General features: G+C 41.9%; 14 protein-coding genes. 9 read left to right on the top strand and 5 right to left on the bottom strand.

Annotation, left to right across the window (positions count from 1 at the left end; all coding sequences use genetic code 11):
* Window positions 1–70: 70 nt before the first annotated feature.
* Window positions 71–3061 (top strand): DNA polymerase III subunit alpha, encoded by a 2991-nt coding sequence (locus V6M43_RS14965; protein WP_332736620.1) that lies wholly within the window; start codon window positions 71–73, stop codon window positions 3059–3061.
* On the top strand, window positions 3045–4196 hold the full coding sequence (gene dinB, locus V6M43_RS14960) for a DNA polymerase IV (protein WP_332736618.1): 1152 nt from the start codon (window positions 3045–3047) through the stop codon (window positions 4194–4196). Before V6M43_RS14965 ends, dinB begins: the two co-directional genes overlap by 17 nt.
* Here the strand turns inward: dinB and V6M43_RS14955 are convergent.
* Together V6M43_RS14955 and V6M43_RS14950 are read right to left on the bottom strand one after the other, a co-directional pair.
* A complete protein-coding gene (locus V6M43_RS14955) occupies window positions 4191–5396 on the bottom strand; it encodes a hypothetical protein (protein WP_332736616.1) in 1206 nt (401 codons plus the stop codon). The genes dinB and V6M43_RS14955 overlap by 6 nt on opposite strands.
* Before the next feature lie 60 nt (window positions 5397–5456).
* A complete protein-coding gene (locus V6M43_RS14950) occupies window positions 5457–6086 on the bottom strand; it encodes a Crp/Fnr family transcriptional regulator (protein WP_332736614.1) in 630 nt (209 codons plus the stop codon).
* Between the two features lie 204 nt (window positions 6087–6290).
* On the opposite strand from V6M43_RS14950, the gene V6M43_RS14945 reads away from it, so the two are divergent.
* The 7 genes from V6M43_RS14945 to V6M43_RS14915 all read left to right on the top strand — a co-directional run bounded on the left by V6M43_RS14945 (window position 6291) and on the right by V6M43_RS14915 (window position 12983).
* Window positions 6291–6755, top strand: coding sequence for a c-type cytochrome (locus V6M43_RS14945; protein ID WP_332736612.1), 465 nt, complete (start codon window positions 6291–6293; stop codon window positions 6753–6755).
* Between the two features lie 23 nt (window positions 6756–6778).
* Window positions 6779–8797: a Sec-dependent nitrous-oxide reductase gene (gene nosZ, locus V6M43_RS14940; RefSeq protein WP_332736610.1), complete on the top strand. Its 2019-nt coding sequence runs from the start codon at window positions 6779–6781 to the stop codon at window positions 8795–8797.
* Between the two features lie 65 nt (window positions 8798–8862).
* Window positions 8863–9876 carry a nitrous oxide reductase accessory protein NosL gene (locus tag V6M43_RS14935; protein WP_332736608.1) on the top strand — a complete coding sequence of 338 codons (1014 nt, stop codon included), beginning with the start codon at window positions 8863–8865 and terminating at the stop codon, window positions 9874–9876.
* On the top strand, window positions 9876–11111 hold the full coding sequence (locus V6M43_RS14930) for a nitrous oxide reductase family maturation protein NosD (RefSeq protein ID WP_332736607.1): 1236 nt from the start codon (window positions 9876–9878) through the stop codon (window positions 11109–11111). The genes V6M43_RS14935 and V6M43_RS14930 overlap by 1 nt, the downstream gene beginning before the upstream one ends.
* A complete protein-coding gene (locus V6M43_RS14925; RefSeq protein ID WP_332736605.1) occupies window positions 11108–11818 on the top strand; it encodes an ABC transporter ATP-binding protein in 711 nt (236 codons plus the stop codon). The genes V6M43_RS14930 and V6M43_RS14925 overlap by 4 nt, the downstream gene beginning before the upstream one ends.
* Window positions 11819–11822: 4 nt before the next feature.
* Entirely contained in the window at window positions 11823–12590 is a 768-nt protein-coding gene (locus tag V6M43_RS14920; protein ID WP_332736603.1) for an ABC transporter permease subunit, read from the top strand.
* A 6-nt stretch (window positions 12591–12596) separates the two neighbouring features.
* Window positions 12597–12983 (top strand): group III truncated hemoglobin, encoded by a 387-nt coding sequence (locus tag V6M43_RS14915; RefSeq protein WP_332736602.1) that lies wholly within the window; start codon window positions 12597–12599, stop codon window positions 12981–12983.
* A 44-nt stretch (window positions 12984–13027) separates the two neighbouring features.
* On the opposite strand, the gene V6M43_RS14910 is transcribed toward V6M43_RS14915, so the two are convergent.
* The 3 genes from V6M43_RS14910 to V6M43_RS14900 form a co-directional block, all read right to left on the bottom strand.
* Complete coding sequence (locus V6M43_RS14910; RefSeq protein WP_332736601.1) at window positions 13028–13591, bottom strand: fasciclin domain-containing protein; 564 nt, start codon at window positions 13589–13591, stop codon at window positions 13028–13030.
* 156 nt (window positions 13592–13747) lie between these two features.
* Window positions 13748–14389 carry a hypothetical protein gene (locus V6M43_RS14905; RefSeq protein ID WP_332736599.1) on the bottom strand — a complete coding sequence of 214 codons (642 nt, stop codon included), beginning with the start codon at window positions 14387–14389 and terminating at the stop codon, window positions 13748–13750.
* A 147-nt stretch (window positions 14390–14536) separates the two neighbouring features.
* Window positions 14537–16609, bottom strand: coding sequence for an alpha-ketoacid dehydrogenase subunit alpha/beta (locus tag V6M43_RS14900; RefSeq protein ID WP_332736597.1), 2073 nt, complete (start codon window positions 16607–16609; stop codon window positions 14537–14539).
* Window positions 16610–16704: the final 95 nt, after the last annotated feature.

Genomic DNA, 16704 nt, shown 5'->3' with positions numbered 1-16704 from the left:
TCTAACACCAAGTTAATTACTAATATATTTAGCATTTAGTGTACCTTTACCGCCCAACTAAACGGGCAAGATGTACCTTAACTGCAAAACATATTTCAGCCTTCGTTATGGCACATATTCCACGGAAGAATTAGTGAACACTGCTGTTGAAATGGGCATTACTACGATGGCGATCACCAACATAAACAACAGTTCGGATGCATGGGATTTCTATAACTTTTGCATAAATAATAACATAAAACCCATACTGGGCGCAGAGATAAGAAATCAAAATAAGGTCTGTTTCATTTTACTGGCAGCCAATCTCGAGGGATTTGAAAACATAAACGCATTTCTGTCTTACTACCTGCAGGCAGGCATCCCTTTTCCGGAAGACGCAGCAGAGTCTCCTTTTCTGGGGGTTGATTCCGGCATGTTCATCATATACCCAATTGCTCAAAAACCACCAGACAAATTATGCCTTCATGAATTTATAGGAATAAGTCCGCATCATATTACTAAATTATTTAGCTTCTCTGTTAAGACATACAGCCACAAACTTGTTGTTCTCCACCCCGTAAGTTTTCAGAGTAAGAAGCATTTTAATGCTCACCGCTTATTAAGGGCAATTGATAATAATGTACTCCTATCAAAATTGCATGCGCATCAACAGGGCAGCATACAGGAGATGTTTATCAGCACATCAGATCTGATGTCGGCCTTTTCAAAATACCCATTTATTATAAGCAACACCCTTCGCCTCTGTGATGCCTGTAATATCGAAATGGAATTGCATACCGACAAGAACAAAAAAACATTCAGCGCAACAGCAGATGATGACCGGATTTTCCTGGCAAAGCTGGCATTTGATGGATGTAATAGTCGATATGGTACTCGTAATAAAAAAGCTAAGGAAAGAATAGAAAAAGAACTTGCCATCATTGATCAGCTGGGGTTCAATGCGTATTTCCTTATTACATGGGATATTATTCGTTATGCACAAAGTAAGGGATATTATTATGTTGGTCGTGGCAGCGGTGCAAATTCTATAGTTGCTTATTGCCTGCAGATCACGGATGTAGATCCAATAGAACTCGACCTATATTTTGAAAGGTTCCTTAATCCATACCGAACCTCCCCACCTGATTTTGATATTGATTTTTCGTGGCTCGACAGAGATGATGTAATCGATTATGTATTCAAACGTTATGGGAAAAAACAAGTTGCCTTGCTGGGTATGGTAACAACTTTTCAATACAATGCACTTGTGAGAGAATTGGGAAAAGTGTTTGGCCTTCCGAAAACAGAGATAGACCAATTGGCTGTGAAAGGTTACGCGAGGGCGCATTCTTTTTCAAACCGAAAAGCAGATGATTTTATCCAGCAACTGATTCTGTTCTATGGTCAGCTTCTGGTAAATTTTCCCAACCACCTGAGTATACACCCTGGCGGTATGCTGATAAGCGAATCATCTGTTTACCGGTATACTGCTGTGTATATGCCTCCCAAGGGATTTCCTACAACACAGATTGATATGTTCATCGCTGAAAAGGTTGGATTATATAAATTAGATATTCTTAGTCAGCGTGGGCTCGGCCATATCAAAGAGACCCTTCGACTAGTTCAGGAAAATCAACAGGTAAGTATTAATATCCATGAGATTGAAAAATTCAAAAAAGATCCTAAGGTAAAAAACCAGATAAGGAAGGTTGATACTATTGGATGCTTTTACATTGAGAGTCCGGCCATGCGCCAATTACTCAGGAAACTTGAGTGCGATGATTATATAACCCTTGTTGCCGCCAGTTCCATCATAAGGCCGGGCGTATCGAGCAGCGGTATGATGAAGGCCTATATTGAAAGGTATCATAATCCTGATTGCTTCGAATACATACATCCAATTATGAAAGAATTACTGGAAGAGACCTATGGTGTGATGGTTTTCCAGGAAGATGTGATCAAGGTAGCCCATCATTTTGCAGGATTGGATATGGGTGAGGCTGATATCCTGCGACGGGCTATGAGTGGCAAGTACAGGGGCAATAAGGAAATGCTGCGGATAAGGGAGAAATTCTTTGAAAATTGTACGGAGCGTGGCTATCCGGATGCTATCAGCAAAGAAGTGTGGCGGCAAATCGAAAGCTTTGGAGGATATAGTTTTTCAAAGGCTCACTCTGCATCCTTTGCTGTTGAAAGCTACCAGAGCCTTTATTTAAAAACATGGTACCCGAAAGAATTCATGGTAGCAGTGATCAATAATTTCGGGGGATTCTACAGCAGGGAATTATACTTATATGAACTGGAGAAAACAGGCGCCCTTATTCATCCTCCCTGTGTAAACAACAGTAACTGGCTTACCCATATCAGGGGGAATGATGTATATACGGGATTTATCCATCTTAAATCACTGGAACAATCCATTGCAGAACAATTGATCCATGAACGAAATACGAGTGGGCCATATCTCCATTTGCAGGACATGATTGATAGAACCGGTATCGGAAAAGAAAGCCTTAATATTCTTATTCGGATAGATGCCTTCCGCTTTACCGGAAAAACAAAGAAACAATTATTATGGGAAGCCAATATGCTCCGGGGCCACCAGAAACAAAAACAAATTGCCGGAGTAAAACTATTCCAGGAAGCACCGCTCCAATTTAGTTTACCCGATCTGCCTACATACCCACTTGAAACATTGTATGACCAAATGGAATTAATGGATTTTCCTTTACACAATCCTTTTCCAATGGTAGATGCTGATCCTTCTCAGTATACCCCAGCAGGCAAAATCCATTTGCATAAAGGCAAACAGGTTAGCATGCTGGGATACCTGATAACATATAAACCCGTGCTTACAATCAAGGGTGACACGATGTGTTTTGGAACATTCATTGATTCGAAACTTGATTGGATTGATACGATACATTTTCCTGACTCCCTCCAGCGATTCCCATTGGTTGGAAATGGATTCTATGAACTCACAGGGAAAGTGGTGGAAGATTTCGGCGTATTTAATCTGGAAGTAAGCCATATGCAGAAACTTGGACTGAGAAAAAGAAAATCAAATGCTGATCAACAGTGAAAGACATATTGCCCATCTTGACCTGGATTCATTTTTTGTATCGGTTGAATGTCTGAAAAACCCGGTCCTCAAAGGCAAACCTCTTATCGTTGGTGGTTCGGGTGATCGCGGGGTGGTTGCAGCCTGCAGCTACGAAGCAAGGCGATTTGGAATTCATAGTGCCATGCCCATGAAACTCGCCCGGCGGCTCTGTCCACAGGCAATGATCATTAGCGGTGATATGGAAGACTATAGTCGTTATTCAAAGCTTGTTACGGATATTATTGCAGAAAAAGTACCTGTATTCGAGAAATCCTCTATCGATGAATTTTATATTGATATGAGTGGGATGGATAAATACCATAGCTGCAGTTTATTCACTGCCGATCTCAAAAAGTCTATAGCAAAAGACAGTGGATTACCCATCTCCTATGCCCTGGCAAGTAATAAACTTGTAAGTAAGGTTGCTACTAACGAAGTAAAACCAAATGGTCAGCTCGAAATACCTTTTGGGAATGAGAAACTTTTCCTTGCACCCCTTTCCATCAATAAGATCCCGGGAATTGGTAAGGAGACAGCTCTTTTATTGGAAGGGATGGGAGTTGAAACAGTCAAAACATTAAGTGAGATCCCTTTCGTGATGATGCATAATCTTTTGGGGAAAAATGGAACCGAACTATGGCGAAGGGCCAATGGGATAGATGAATCACCGGTTATGCCTTACCGCGAGCAAAAATCCATCTCTACGGAACAGACATTCCAGGCAGATACCATAGATATTCATTTCCTGCAGGCGCAACTGGTTCGTATGACAGAGAGCATAGCATTTGAACTAAGAAAACAGGGCAAGCTAACTGGTGCTGTTACAGTTAAACTACGTTATGCCAATTTCGATACAGTAACCAAACAAAGCAGTATACCCTATACAGGTGCTGATCATCTTCTGCTTCAAACTGCAAAGACTCTTTTTGAACAACTATATGACAGGCGTTTACTGGTGCGGCTTCTGGGTATCCGTTTCACACACCTGATACCAGGAAACTACCAGATAAGCCTGTTTGATGATACTCAGGAAATGATCCGACTTTACCAGGCTATTGACAGTATTAAATTAAGATTCGGTGAGAGTAAACTAAAAAGGGCGCATGGTCTATAAAGACCCATTTGTTCTCCACCATACCTGCCTGTTCATCCATGCTATGCCAGCAAACAGGAAGATAGCCGCAACAAGTAACATTTCATTGGTATGTGGGATGGCAACAAAAAACATTGAGCTGATGCCCTGTGCCATCAGGGTGCCTTCCGTAAGTACAAAGCCGGTAACGAATGCCCATACTGAAGCAGGTATTTTCTGATTGCTTGTGGGCAGGCAACCTTGTTTTATGAGCCATCCGATCTGGAAAAGTGATACAAAACCAAGTAATACCAGGTGGAGATATCCGATCACTACCGGGCGGTAAGCGAACGCATATTTACTTAGCGATGGAAATACCGAAAGTGATTGCAAAAGGAATTTTATTACCAAGGCTAACAATGATAATCCCCAGATGGTTTGAACTACTTTATCAGCAATATGATTGCGCGCATCGCGAACTAAAAGCAGGAGAAGTTGCCCGAATGCGAACAGTTGAACTATTGCGGCCGCTACTGCAGTATAATACATCCAGGAAGGGAGCCGCATCCATAATGCGGAAAGAAAAAACGCCGGTATGCAGGCTAAGGCGAGAAGTTGTAGAGGTCTTTTAATCTTTTCCCTATAAGATGGAGAAACCCTGCTGAGAAAAAGTGCAGCAATGGAAAAGAAAAACCACCCGTTATATTGAAAATGCAGATAGAAATAAACTGCGCCAAAGTAAAGGGAAGGATTATCAACTTTGTTGGCCATTAACCAGGCCAGGTAAAACGTTCCAACTGCCGAAAGAATTAGAAAAGCAAGTGACCATTTTGTATTCGATACAATTACCGGACATATATTTTCCTCCGAAATACTTTTCCATAGCCTGATTGCAAACCACCAACTTACAAGAACTGATAGAGTGGAAAAGAATATTGAGACAGCCCCATATCCCTGGAAAGGGAAACTGAAGAGCATACCATAAGCAGTAATAGTATAGGCTATTAGAATGCGTTCATAACCTTTTGAAAATTTTTCGGGAAGGTTACCAATCATAGCTGCCATTAAAAACAGACTCACCCATCCGGCAAAAGCAAAATGGGAATGAGCATGAAGCATATATTTATGGTTCAGCCATGTAAGCGGGGTTAATATTTTCAGTCGAAGCAACACCCCGGCGGAGGCCACAAGTAAAAGATTGAACAAAGCTATCCTGCACCATTTCTTACCGATTGGATTCATTCCTTATTTTTTTACAAAAGAAAACATTCGCATCGCTGCAGAAGATGATTTGAATCATTTTTAAAAGAAAACTTTGCCCCGCTGAATTTTCAGGGCACCCCTCTCATGGAGGTTACGTATGGTTCGTATAACTGTTTCCACCCTTAAACCAGTCATATCAGCGATCTGCTGACGTGTATATTGTAGTTTAACCAGTTTATCACCTATACTATTATTACGCTTGTAATAATTGAGAAGGTTAGAGATCCGTTGTTCAGGATTATTGTAAGCGATTTCCTTCAGCGTAAGGAATTTGAATCTTAATCTTTCTACCAAAAGGCGGGTGAAATTAAAATGAATATCATAGCTGGAGCGTACCATCTGGTGAAAATGGGACTTGCACAAACGAAGAACCATTGAATCTTCATCAGCAATAGCAGTAGCCGCATATGGCATTTCATCAAACAGCGGTAACTCCCCAAAACTTTCACCTTCTTCTATCATGACTTGGATAAACTCCCGACCGTCTTCATTAATGTTTACCCATCGAACTCTTCCTTTTACGAGTTGATAATAAAAACAAGCCTGTCCACCTTCCATGAAGATGATATCGCCTTTATTAACCTTTTTATAAGCTGCGCCCCAGCTGAGAAGAATATCTTCTTCAACTGTTGGTTTTGCCATCGACATATAAGGTTCTTTTAGTGACAAATTGAGCTATAATTTAAGCAATAATATTGATAATCAATACTAATGAACATGATATAGGTAATGGGGCAGGATGACCTGTATCATTGCGCTTAATGAGTTTCATCAACTGGCACCCTTTATTGCCAGAATATGACCTCAATCATATTTGCGCTCTCCGCTTCGTGCTAATCTTGTGTCTGTAACATTCACAAAAAAATTGCAATTATGAAAAAGCTCCTCCTCCTCGCTACATTTTCCGCACTTTTATTTGCCTGCGGTGGTGCACAGCAAGAAGACAAGCAGTCAGAAAATTCCGAAACAACAGAATCAAAGCCGGAAGCAGCAGCGCCTGTGGATGGTGTAGGTAAATTTAAAGACGTACAGATTCCTGCTACATTAGATGTAGCCATGGCAGAAAAAGGTAAATCTGTTTATGAAGTTAAATGTTCTTCCTGCCATAAGCTTACAGATGAAAGGCTTGTAGGACCGGGCTGGAAAGATGTTACAAAAAGAAATACTGCAGCCTGGATCATGAATTTCACCACTAACGTTGATGAGATGCTGAATACCGATCCTAAGGCACAGGCACAATTAGAGATTTGTCTTGTACGTATGCCCAATCAAAATTTAAGCGATGATGATGCCCGTCATGTATATGAATTCATGAGGCAAAATGATGGAGTAAAATAATAAAGCCTAAAAACAACCCAACAATGAACAATCTTTCAAAATTAGGCATCGGACTACTGGTCTGTTTTGCAGCCTTTAGTTTCAATGCCTGTAAACCGAAGAACGCAGGTAGTGCTGTTAGTGGTGATGCAGCTGCCAAAGCTTTTGTAGCACCTGGAAAGTATGATGAATTTTACAATTTCGTTTCCGGTGGATTCAGTGGACAGCTGAGTGTGTATGGTCTTCCTTCGGGCCGTCTGTTCCGTGTGATCCCCGTTTTTTCTGTTGATCCTGAAAAAGGATGGGGTTATAGTGAAGAAACTAAAGCGATGCTTACAACATCACATGGCTTCGTTCCATGGGATGACCTTCACCATACCGAACTCTCCCAGACCAATGGAGAGATAGATGGACGCTGGGTTTTCGGTAATGCCAACAATACACCACGTATTGCCCGTATCGACCTGAAAACATTCCGTACTGCAGAAATCATCGAGATTCCAAACAGTGCGGGTAACCACTCCTCCCCCTTTATTACTGAAAATACTGAGTACGTTATTGCTGGTACCAGGTTCAGTGTTCCACTCGATAATTCAAATGGTGATGTACCCATCAGTTCTTACAAACAGAATTTTAAGGGTACTGTATCCTTCATCAGTGTTGATAAAACAAGTGGTAAAATGGATATCGCCTTCCAGTTAATTCTGCCAGGTGTAAACTTTGACTTAAGCCATGCCGGTAAGGGTCCAAGCCATGGATGGTTCTTCTTCAGCTGCTATAACAGTGAGCAGGCAAATACACTTTTAGAAGTGAATGCTTCTCAGCGTGATAAAGATTTTATCATGGCAGTGAACTGGAAAAAAGCAGAAGAATACCTGAAAGCTGGCAAAGGAGTTAAGCAGAAAGCAAGCTATAGCCGCAATACATGGGATGAGAGTACACATAGTGGCAAACATGAAATGCTTACAGAAGTGATGACACTTGATGCAGTTGCGCTTAAGGATATCGTTTATATGATCCCCTGTCCCAAATCACCCCATGGTTGTGATGTTGATCCAACTGGTGAATACATAGTAGGAAGCGGTAAGCTTGCTGCCCTGATCCCTGTATTCTCATTTAGTAAAATGCAGAAAGCAATTGCTGCAAAAGATTTCGAAGGTGAATACGATGGCATTCCTGTAATTAAGTATGAATCTGCCCTTCATGGTGAAGTTCAGAAACCCGGACTTGGACCATTGCATACAGAATTTGATGAAAGGGGTAATGCTTATACTTCATTCTTTGTTTCTTCAGAGATCGTAAAATGGAATGTAAAAGATCTTAAAGTACTGGATCGCGTACCCACTTATTATTCAATTGGTCACCTTAGCGTTCCTGGTGGTGACACCCGTAAGCCAAATGGTAAATATGTAGTTGCCTACAATAAGATCACCAAAGACCGCTACCTGCCAACAGGCCCTGAACTTGCACAGGCAGCTCAGATCTATGATATAAGCGGGGATAAGATGCAACTGATCAATGACTTCCCAACCATTGGTGAACCTCACTATGCGCAATCGGCCCATGCTGATGTTATACGACCCAATTCTGTTAAGATCTTTAAGATCGAAGAAAACAAACATCCTTATGCCGCCAAAGGAGAAAAAGAATCTAAGGTAGTGCGGGAGGGCAATAAAGTGCATGTTTATCTAACTGCTATAAGATCACATTTCTCGCCCGATAATATTGAAGGTGTTTATGTGGGCGACGAGGTTTATTTCCACGTTACCAACCTGGAGCAGGACTGGGATGTGCCACATGGTTTTGCTGTGAAAGGTGCAAAAAATGCGGAACTCCTCATTATGCCTGGCGAAACACAAACATTGAAATGGGTTCCTGAAAAAGTTGGAATCTGGCCTATTTACTGTACAGATTTCTGTAGTGCACTCCATCAGGAAATGCAGGGATATGTGAGAGTGAGTCCAAAGGGAAGTAATGTTCCCCTAACATTCAGTTTAGGTAAGAATAGCTCCGACCCAAAAGCGCCGGAAAACAACAGTAATAGCGACAGTACCAAAAAATAAATCAAAAGCTCAAAGGTCTGCCGCCACCGGCAGACCTCTTTTTTTATCTCCCTAATAGTATGATCATGATCAATAAGCTAAACCCAGTAACCCGGATAATCTGCGTGGTTGCGGCTATTGCCCTGGGGGCGGTAATCTTTCTTCCCATGTGGCGTATTGACCTTATGGCGCCGCAATATCCTGAGGGACTTTTTCTTCAGATATATCCCAACAAATTGGGTGGAGATATTGATATCATAAATGGATTAAACCATTATATTGGAATGAAGCATATCGCTGCAAAAGATTTCGTTGAATTCAGTGTTTTACCCTGGCTGATTGGTGGCCTGGCAGTCTTCGGAGTATTGGCTGCTGTTATTAACCGCAAATGGTTCTTTTATACCTGGTTTGGTTTCATACTCGCATTTGGAGTTGTTGCGATGGCTGACTTCTATATCTGGCTTCATAACTACGGTCATAACCTTGACCCCACAGCCGCAATTAAAGTTCCCGGACAAAGCTACCAGCCCCCATTGATAGGTTATAAGCAACTACTCAATTTTGGCGCTTACAGTATGCCCGATATAGGTGGATGGATTTTTGTGGGCGTGGGACTCGCATTGATTTTTGGCATGTGGCTCGAACTTCGACATGTCATCAAAAAAACTCCCCCGAGAGCATTCACGGCATTATTGATTCCTGCAATGCTCCTATTGGCCTCATGCCAAACCGGGCCCAAAGAAATCCCCTTTGGTAAAGCAGCTTGCGATCAGTGCAGGATGACGATCATGGATAATAAATATGGAACAGAACTGGTAAGTACAAAAGGAAAGGTATTTTTCTTTGATGATCTTACCTGCCTTTTGGAATATAAAAAAGCAAATACCGGTACAGAGATTAAAGAGGGATCAATTTATATCAGCGATTTTACCGGATCAGGAAAATTATTATCGCCCGAATCGGCAGCATTTGCTAAAGGCGGGAATCTTCGTGGCCCGATGGGTGGGGATATTGCAGCATTTGCCTCTAAAGCAGACAGAGACGCATTTATCAAAGACAATAAATCTATGGCTGTGGAATGGAAAACAATTGTACCATAATGTTTAAATTTCTTGTCATAACGATAAGTTGTTTGCTGCTGATGAATAATCCGTCAGCCTATGCAAGAACCTTTACAGTGCAACCTGGTCAATCTATCAAACAAATTATTGAACAGGCCAATGACGGCGATCTGATTCGCGTATTAGCCGGCACATATAAAGAGAAGGGCATAGTTATCGACAAATCCATCGTATTGATGGGCATTGGAAATCCTGTATTGGATGGCGAGAAGAAATATGAAGTAATCTCCATCACCGCTCACAATGTGGTGATTGAAGGATTCACTATCATTAATTCAGGTTACTCTAGCATGAATGAACTTGCCGCTATTCGAATTATAAATGCAAAGGGAGTAGGTATCCGTAACAATAAACTACTGAATAATTTTTTTGGAATCTACTGCCAGCATGCATCAAAAGCTTATATAGCCAATAATACAATCAGTAGTAATGGCATAAGCGAACTGGAAAGCGGTAATGGAATCCATGGCTGGAAAAGCGACAGCCTCGTTATTTATAATAACAATATAAGCGGTCACAGGGACGGTATTTATTTTGAGTTTGTTACACAAACGCTGATCATGAAAAATAACAGCCATAAGAATATAAGATATGGACTGCATTTCATGTTCTCTAATGATGACACCTATCTGGATAATATCTTCAACAATAACGGATCAGGTGTGGCAGTAATGCATAGCCGTCGTGTTATTATGCTTAATAATGAATTCCGCGAAAACTGGGGAAGCGCTTCTTTTGGTATCCTCCTGAAAGACATTTCTGATAGCCACGCAGAAGGCAACCTCTATTATAAAAATACCGTTGCCATTTATATGGAAGGAAGTAGCCGTACACTTATAAGAAGAAACAGATTTACCAACAATGGCTATGCCATAAGGATTCAGGCAAGCTGTGATGATAACACCATTGAAAAGAATAATTTCTCCGGCAACAGTTTTGATATAGCAACAAATGGTTCGTTGGTGCTCAATACTTTTAATGGCAATTTCTGGGACAAGTATGAGGGATACGACCTTAATCGCAATAAAGTTGGCGATGTACCCTACAGGCCCTTAAGTGTGTATGCCATGATCGTGGAAAGAAATGCCACAGCAATGATGCTGTTCAGGAGTCCGGTGGTTGGACTGCTGGAAAAAGCAGAAAAAGTTATGCCTGGCCTCACACCTGAAAATCTTAAGGATGAATATCCATTGATGAAACCATTACCATTATGATTATCGCTACAAACGTAAATAAGCAATTTGGCAAGCTTCGGGTATTGAATGACATATCAGTTAATTGCAATAAATCACAGACCATTGCCCTTATTGGCCCTAATGGTTCAGGGAAAACTACATTCATCAAATGCCTGCTGGGTATGGTTATTCCAGATAGTGGATTTATTACCGTGAATGAAAAAAATATTGCACGCGATTGTCAATACCGAGAACATATTGGTTATATGCCGCAGATCAGCAGGTTTCCTGATAACATGACCATTGAACAGGTAATTGATATGGTCAAGGATATCCGCGGTAAGAAGTCAGGTCTTGATATGGAGTTGGTTGAGGCATTTGGCTTACCTGCTCTTTATAAGAAGAAGATGAGGACCCTTTCAGGTGGCACCCGGCAAAAAGTTAGTGCCTCCCTTGCTTTTATTTTCGATCCCGCCATTCTTATTCTGGATGAACCAACAGCTGGTCTTGACCCCATCTCAAGCGAGGTGCTGAAGGAAAAGATAATGAAAGAAAAATCAAGAGGAAAACTCACGCTGGTCACCTCTCATGTACTGAGCGATCTCGATGACCTTGTAACGGAGATCATTTACCTCCAGGATGGATCACTACGGTTGCATAGTTCCGTTGCCAATCTCCGAAAAGACACAGGAGAAGAAAAATTGAATAAGGTGATAGCAAAGATCATGAGAGAACAGGTAAAATAATTCTATGAAAAAAATCATTAAATATATATTGATAGATATCCTTAAGAACAGGATCATCATTGCTTATACGGCCCTGCTTTTTATCGTTTCCCTCAGCCTTTTCATGCTGGAAGATAATCCCTCCAAGGCCGTGCTGGGTCTTCTGAATATCACCCTTATCATAGTACCCCTGATCAGCATTATTTTCTGTACTATTTACCTTTATAATTCAAGTGAATTCATTGAATTATTAGTAGCCCAACCCATAAAGAGAACTAAACTGTTATTCGGCATATACCTTGGCTTGATCGGATCACTACTATTAGCCACCATTGTGGGGTTAGGCTTACCAGTTTTATTATATGACCCGGGACCAACCGGCATGACATTATTGATGACCGCCGGAGCACTTAGTATCGTATTTGCATCACTGGCATTATTATCGGCTGTTATTACCCGTGATAAAGCAAAAGGAATTGGTTTGGCACTGCTCCTATGGTTCTATTTTTCCTTTATCTATGATGGTTTGGTATTACTCATACTATTCCAGTTTGCGGACTACCCAATGGAAACGGCAATGATAGCGCTCAGTGCACTCAACCCCATCGATCTGGGGAGGATACTATTGTTATTGCAACTAGACATATCAGCAATGATGGGATTTACCGGGGCCCTTTTCAGAGATTTCTTCGGCAGCAATCTGGGGGTATTATTTGCTTCCCTGGTTATGGTGGTCTGGATGGTTATACCTGCATTCATTGCTATCAGAAAATTCAAGAACAAAGACCTTTAGTAGCTTATGAAAAAAGATATCACCGGTAGGAAAGACATTGAACTGTTGATTAACAGCTTTTATGAAATAGTAAAGGAAGATCCTGTAATTGGTTATTTCTTCAATGATGTAGTAAAGGTGAATTGGGAGAAACACCTCCCCACCATGTATGATTTCTGGGAGAACATCCTTTTTTATACGGGTGTTTACAATGGTAATCCAATGGCCATTCACAAAAACCTACATCATCTGTCAGCACTGAAAAAAGAACATTTTGAGCAATGGTTAATGATCTTCAGAAATACGGCAAACAACTTATTCAGTGGACCTAATACAGATTTGATTATCCAAAGGGCACAGTCCATTGCAACAGTTATGGAATTAAAAATTCTCCATCCCGCCAATCTTGATTAAATAAAAAAGGTTTGAAGAAAACTTCAAACCTTTTTAAATGTTTTTTATTGAGGTAATAAAACCTCATCAATCACATGGATGATTCCATTACTGGCGGGAACTGATGCGAGAACTGTTGCTTTTCCATTCACCATCACCTTGCCATCTTTAACACTGATATTGATCTTACCTCCATTGGCCTGACCAAGTACCTGGCCATCTGACATATAATCTGTTTTGATTACACCAACATAAACATGATACTGAAGAATATTTTCCAGGTCAGCCTTCTTATCAGCCTTCATTAATCCCTCAACAGTACCAGCAGGAAGTTTATCAAAAGCAGCGTTGGTTGGAGCAAACACTGTAAAGGGGCCGGCGTTGGACAGAACGTCTACCAGTCCGGCAGCCTGAACAGCTTTAACCAGTGTTGTATGATCTGCACTTCCGATAGCAACTTTGACAATATCTTTTTGTGACACATCATCCTGCACGGCAGATTGTCCGGCTACAACAGCACCTGATTCAACAGCGGTTTCAGTTGTTGTGGTTTCTGTTGCATTATCATTGCAGGCAGTTAAGGAAAACAGCATCGCACAGGAAGCGATGCACCAGTTTGACAATTTCATACTATTGTTATTTTGGGGGTTGAATAATTACCCGAAAATATTGCGCAAGTCACACAAACATTATGATTCCTGCTATCATGTAGCTATGATTTTTGTCATAAAAAAAGCAGGTAGTAGAAACTACCCGCGTTACACACACATGAGAAAATAAAAAGTTCAGGATTGTAATTGCAATGTTTGAAGGGGCGTCTTGTTGATCATCTGCAAAAGACTCATTTCCATATTGCCATTCCTGTTGTTATATCGGTATTCACACTCCTTAATATGGAGGTAAAGTGTATTCCTGTTAAGTCCACGAAATTTTAGCAGGCGGTTTCGGGTAAGTCCCCAGAAGCCGGATATCTCATCACTAAAATGTCGGCCATTACTACCCGCATCTCGACGGTAAAGTCGCCAGTTTGAAAAATCAGCTACTGCATGAATAGTTGCCATAGGTCCTGCCTCCGCATGGGCAGGTTGTTGCCACTGCACAAGACTGTCTCTATCCAGATCAGATAAACCTGCTGAATATACCAGGCCATTCCATCTTGTAAAGCCGTAATAGGTTGTTTTTGGAAAATCTCCGGGTTGCTGACCAGAGAGAAGATAATTTTCTGGTAATTGATGCGTTGGGAATGTACTGTCGCAATGGTGCGCCAATTTCGTCCGGATCATTTTCAGGTAGGCGTTTATTGTAACGCGACTAACGCCTGTGATCTCTGCGATCTGGGTTGCGGTCAGGTCTTCACAAAACAGGTTAACGATCTCCCTCGACTTGCGCTCTGAAAGGTGCGCGCCTTTAAGCATTTTGTTTTTCATCCGATAAGGTTTGGTTTTGGTTTAATTACGAAAAACTTCGGAGATAAATTTCCAACCAAATACTTGCAGCAAAAACATAATATACACCAACAGGGCGATGTTAGAGGAGGAATGGATTTATTAAATGATGGAGGGTTAAGGGCTCACTTAATTTTCAAGCATAATCCGTATTCGCTGTGAGAGCTTCTGAGCACTGGGTAACATGGCTGATTCAAGAATGGTATTCATTGGTACGGCAGGCAGGTTCAATGCACCCATTACCTCAAGGGGGGCATCAAGCCACCTGAAACAATTATATGAGATCCGCCCGGCAAGGGCTTCAGCAAAGGAATTGTTTTGTTGTTCTTCAGTAAGTACGATGCATTTTCCGTGCTTTCGAACTGTTTCATAAACCAATTCTTCATCAAGTGGAAATAGGGTGCGGAGGTCCACTACTTCAACCTGTCCGGGAAATATAGCAGCAGCGGCTTTTGCCCAGTGTACCCCCATGCCATAGGTTATGATACAAACTGAATCACCCTCTTCCACTGTAGTCCTGAACGCTTCAAGTGCAACTGCAGCTTTACCCAGCGGAAGTATATAATCTTCTGATGGCTCAATGCAGCGGGCACCGTCTGTGCCGGGCACTTTGCTCCAATACAAGCCCTTATGTTCAAGCATTACAACCGGATTAGGGTCGAGGAAGGCAGCTTTCATCAATCCCTTCATGTCTGCTGCATTAGAGGGATATACTACCTTAATACCCTTAATTGTTAGAAGGGTTGATTCAATACTTCCGCTGTGATAAGGACCTCCCCCACCGTATGCACCAACTGGCACACGTATTAATGCCTGTACAGGAAATTTGCCACAACTCAGATAGCATGATTTAGATATCTCCGTTACCAATTGATTAAGGGCCGGATAAATATAATCTGCGAATTGAACTTCCACAATTGGTTTCAATCCCACTGCACTCATTCCCACAGTGGATCCAATAATATATGCTTCCTGGATTGCGGTGTTAAAAACTCTGTGATCTCCAAACTTCTCCGCCAGAGTTGCTGCTTCACGAAAAACGCCCCCCAGTCGCCTGCCCACATCTTGTCCATATAAAATGGCAGTGGGATCTTTCTCCATTATTTCACGGATGGCGAAAAGTGCTGCATCTACCATCATTATACGGTCTTTGCCTTTTGGTTCGCGGGTTCCTGATTCAACGATTACCGTAGCAGGTACGAACACATGATCAGCTACCGTATCAGGGTCAGGTTCGGAAGCCTGCACTGCCTTTTGAAAATCGGTTCTTACCTGCTGCTCCGCTTCCACAGCGATGCTATTCAGTTCTTCCTCCGTCAAGCCTTTTTCGAGCAGTGAATTGCGAAGTTTCAAATATGGATCACGTATAGACTGACCAGCCAACTCCGCCGACTGACGGTAAAATTCTTTTCTTACCCCACTAGTATGATGGCCCAAAAGAGGAACATGTGCCTGAACCAGGAAGGGTCTCCTTTCCTGGCGTACAGTTTCCACAACAGCTGCCAGCGCATTATAGCTTTCCTCAAAATCACTACCATCTATCCTTATGCGATCAAGCCCTGGAAAACCTGAGGCATAATCATACGCATCCATAACCCTTGTTTCCTCTGCCGTGGCACTGATACCCCAGCTATTATCCTGAACCAGGTATATGATGGGAAGTTGTTTCAGGATGGCAAATTGGAAGGCCTCACTTACTTCGCCTTCGGTAACGCTGGCGTCACCAAGGGAACAAACCACTATGGGCAAACTTCCATCGGGAGTTCGGATGAGATTGGAAGGAAGATGTTCCTCCAGGTATTTAATACCCTGAGCTACACCGGTGGTGGGTATCACCTGCATTCCGGTGGCACTGCTCTGGTGAATGATGGTTGGCTTATCGCCATTGCGGTAATTGGGATGCGAATAGTACTCCCTGCCTCCCGTGAATGGATCATCGGCTTTGGCAAGCAATTGAAGCATTAGTTCATAAGGTGTAAATCCCAGACCTAACAGCATGCTTTCATCGCGATAATATGGACTCACATAGTCGCCTTTCTTCAGAAAGCCTGCCATGGCAAGCTGAATTGCCTCATGCCCCCGGGATGTAGAATGCACATACTTACAAACTGATCGGTTCTGTTCATAGATCTCAGCCATATAATAGGCCAGACTCATATGCCGAAAGGTCTTCTTCAACAGGTCGAGTTCAATTCCAGTCATAACGGTAACAATCGGTGGCAAATATAAACGAACAGTCGTTAGCATTACCGGGAAGGCAAAAATAAAACTGCCCTAAGGCAGTTCTATAACTATAA

Source organism: Flavihumibacter sp., assembly GCF_036676075.1.
GTDB lineage: Bacteria > Bacteroidota > Bacteroidia > Chitinophagales > Chitinophagaceae > Flavihumibacter.
This window is presented reverse-complemented; position numbering and strand designations above follow the sequence as displayed.

Coding starts and splice junctions, on each gene's coding strand:
- V6M43_RS14925 (WP_332736605.1), top strand. CDS start 11,108: ATGATTATCGCTACAAACGTAAATAAGCAATTTGGCAAGCTTCGGGTA.
- V6M43_RS14920 (WP_332736603.1), top strand. CDS start 11,823: ATGAAAAAAATCATTAAATATATATTGATAGATATCCTTAAGAACAGG.
- V6M43_RS14905 (WP_332736599.1), bottom strand. CDS start 14,389: ATGAAAAACAAAATGCTTAAAGGCGCGCACCTTTCAGAGCGCAAGTCG.
- V6M43_RS14930 (WP_332736607.1), top strand. CDS start 9,876: ATGTTTAAATTTCTTGTCATAACGATAAGTTGTTTGCTGCTGATGAAT.
- V6M43_RS14945 (WP_332736612.1), top strand. CDS start 6,291: ATGAAAAAGCTCCTCCTCCTCGCTACATTTTCCGCACTTTTATTTGCC.
- nosZ (WP_332736610.1), top strand. CDS start 6,779: ATGAACAATCTTTCAAAATTAGGCATCGGACTACTGGTCTGTTTTGCA.
- V6M43_RS14900 (WP_332736597.1), bottom strand. CDS start 16,609: ATGACTGGAATTGAACTCGACCTGTTGAAGAAGACCTTTCGGCATATG.
- V6M43_RS14935 (WP_332736608.1), top strand. CDS start 8,863: ATGATCAATAAGCTAAACCCAGTAACCCGGATAATCTGCGTGGTTGCG.
- V6M43_RS14910 (WP_332736601.1), bottom strand. CDS start 13,591: ATGAAATTGTCAAACTGGTGCATCGCTTCCTGTGCGATGCTGTTTTCC.
- V6M43_RS14965 (WP_332736620.1), top strand. CDS start 71: ATGTACCTTAACTGCAAAACATATTTCAGCCTTCGTTATGGCACATAT.
- V6M43_RS14955 (WP_332736616.1), bottom strand. CDS start 5,396: ATGAATCCAATCGGTAAGAAATGGTGCAGGATAGCTTTGTTCAATCTT.
- dinB (WP_332736618.1), top strand. CDS start 3,045: ATGCTGATCAACAGTGAAAGACATATTGCCCATCTTGACCTGGATTCA.
- V6M43_RS14915 (WP_332736602.1), top strand. CDS start 12,597: ATGAAAAAAGATATCACCGGTAGGAAAGACATTGAACTGTTGATTAAC.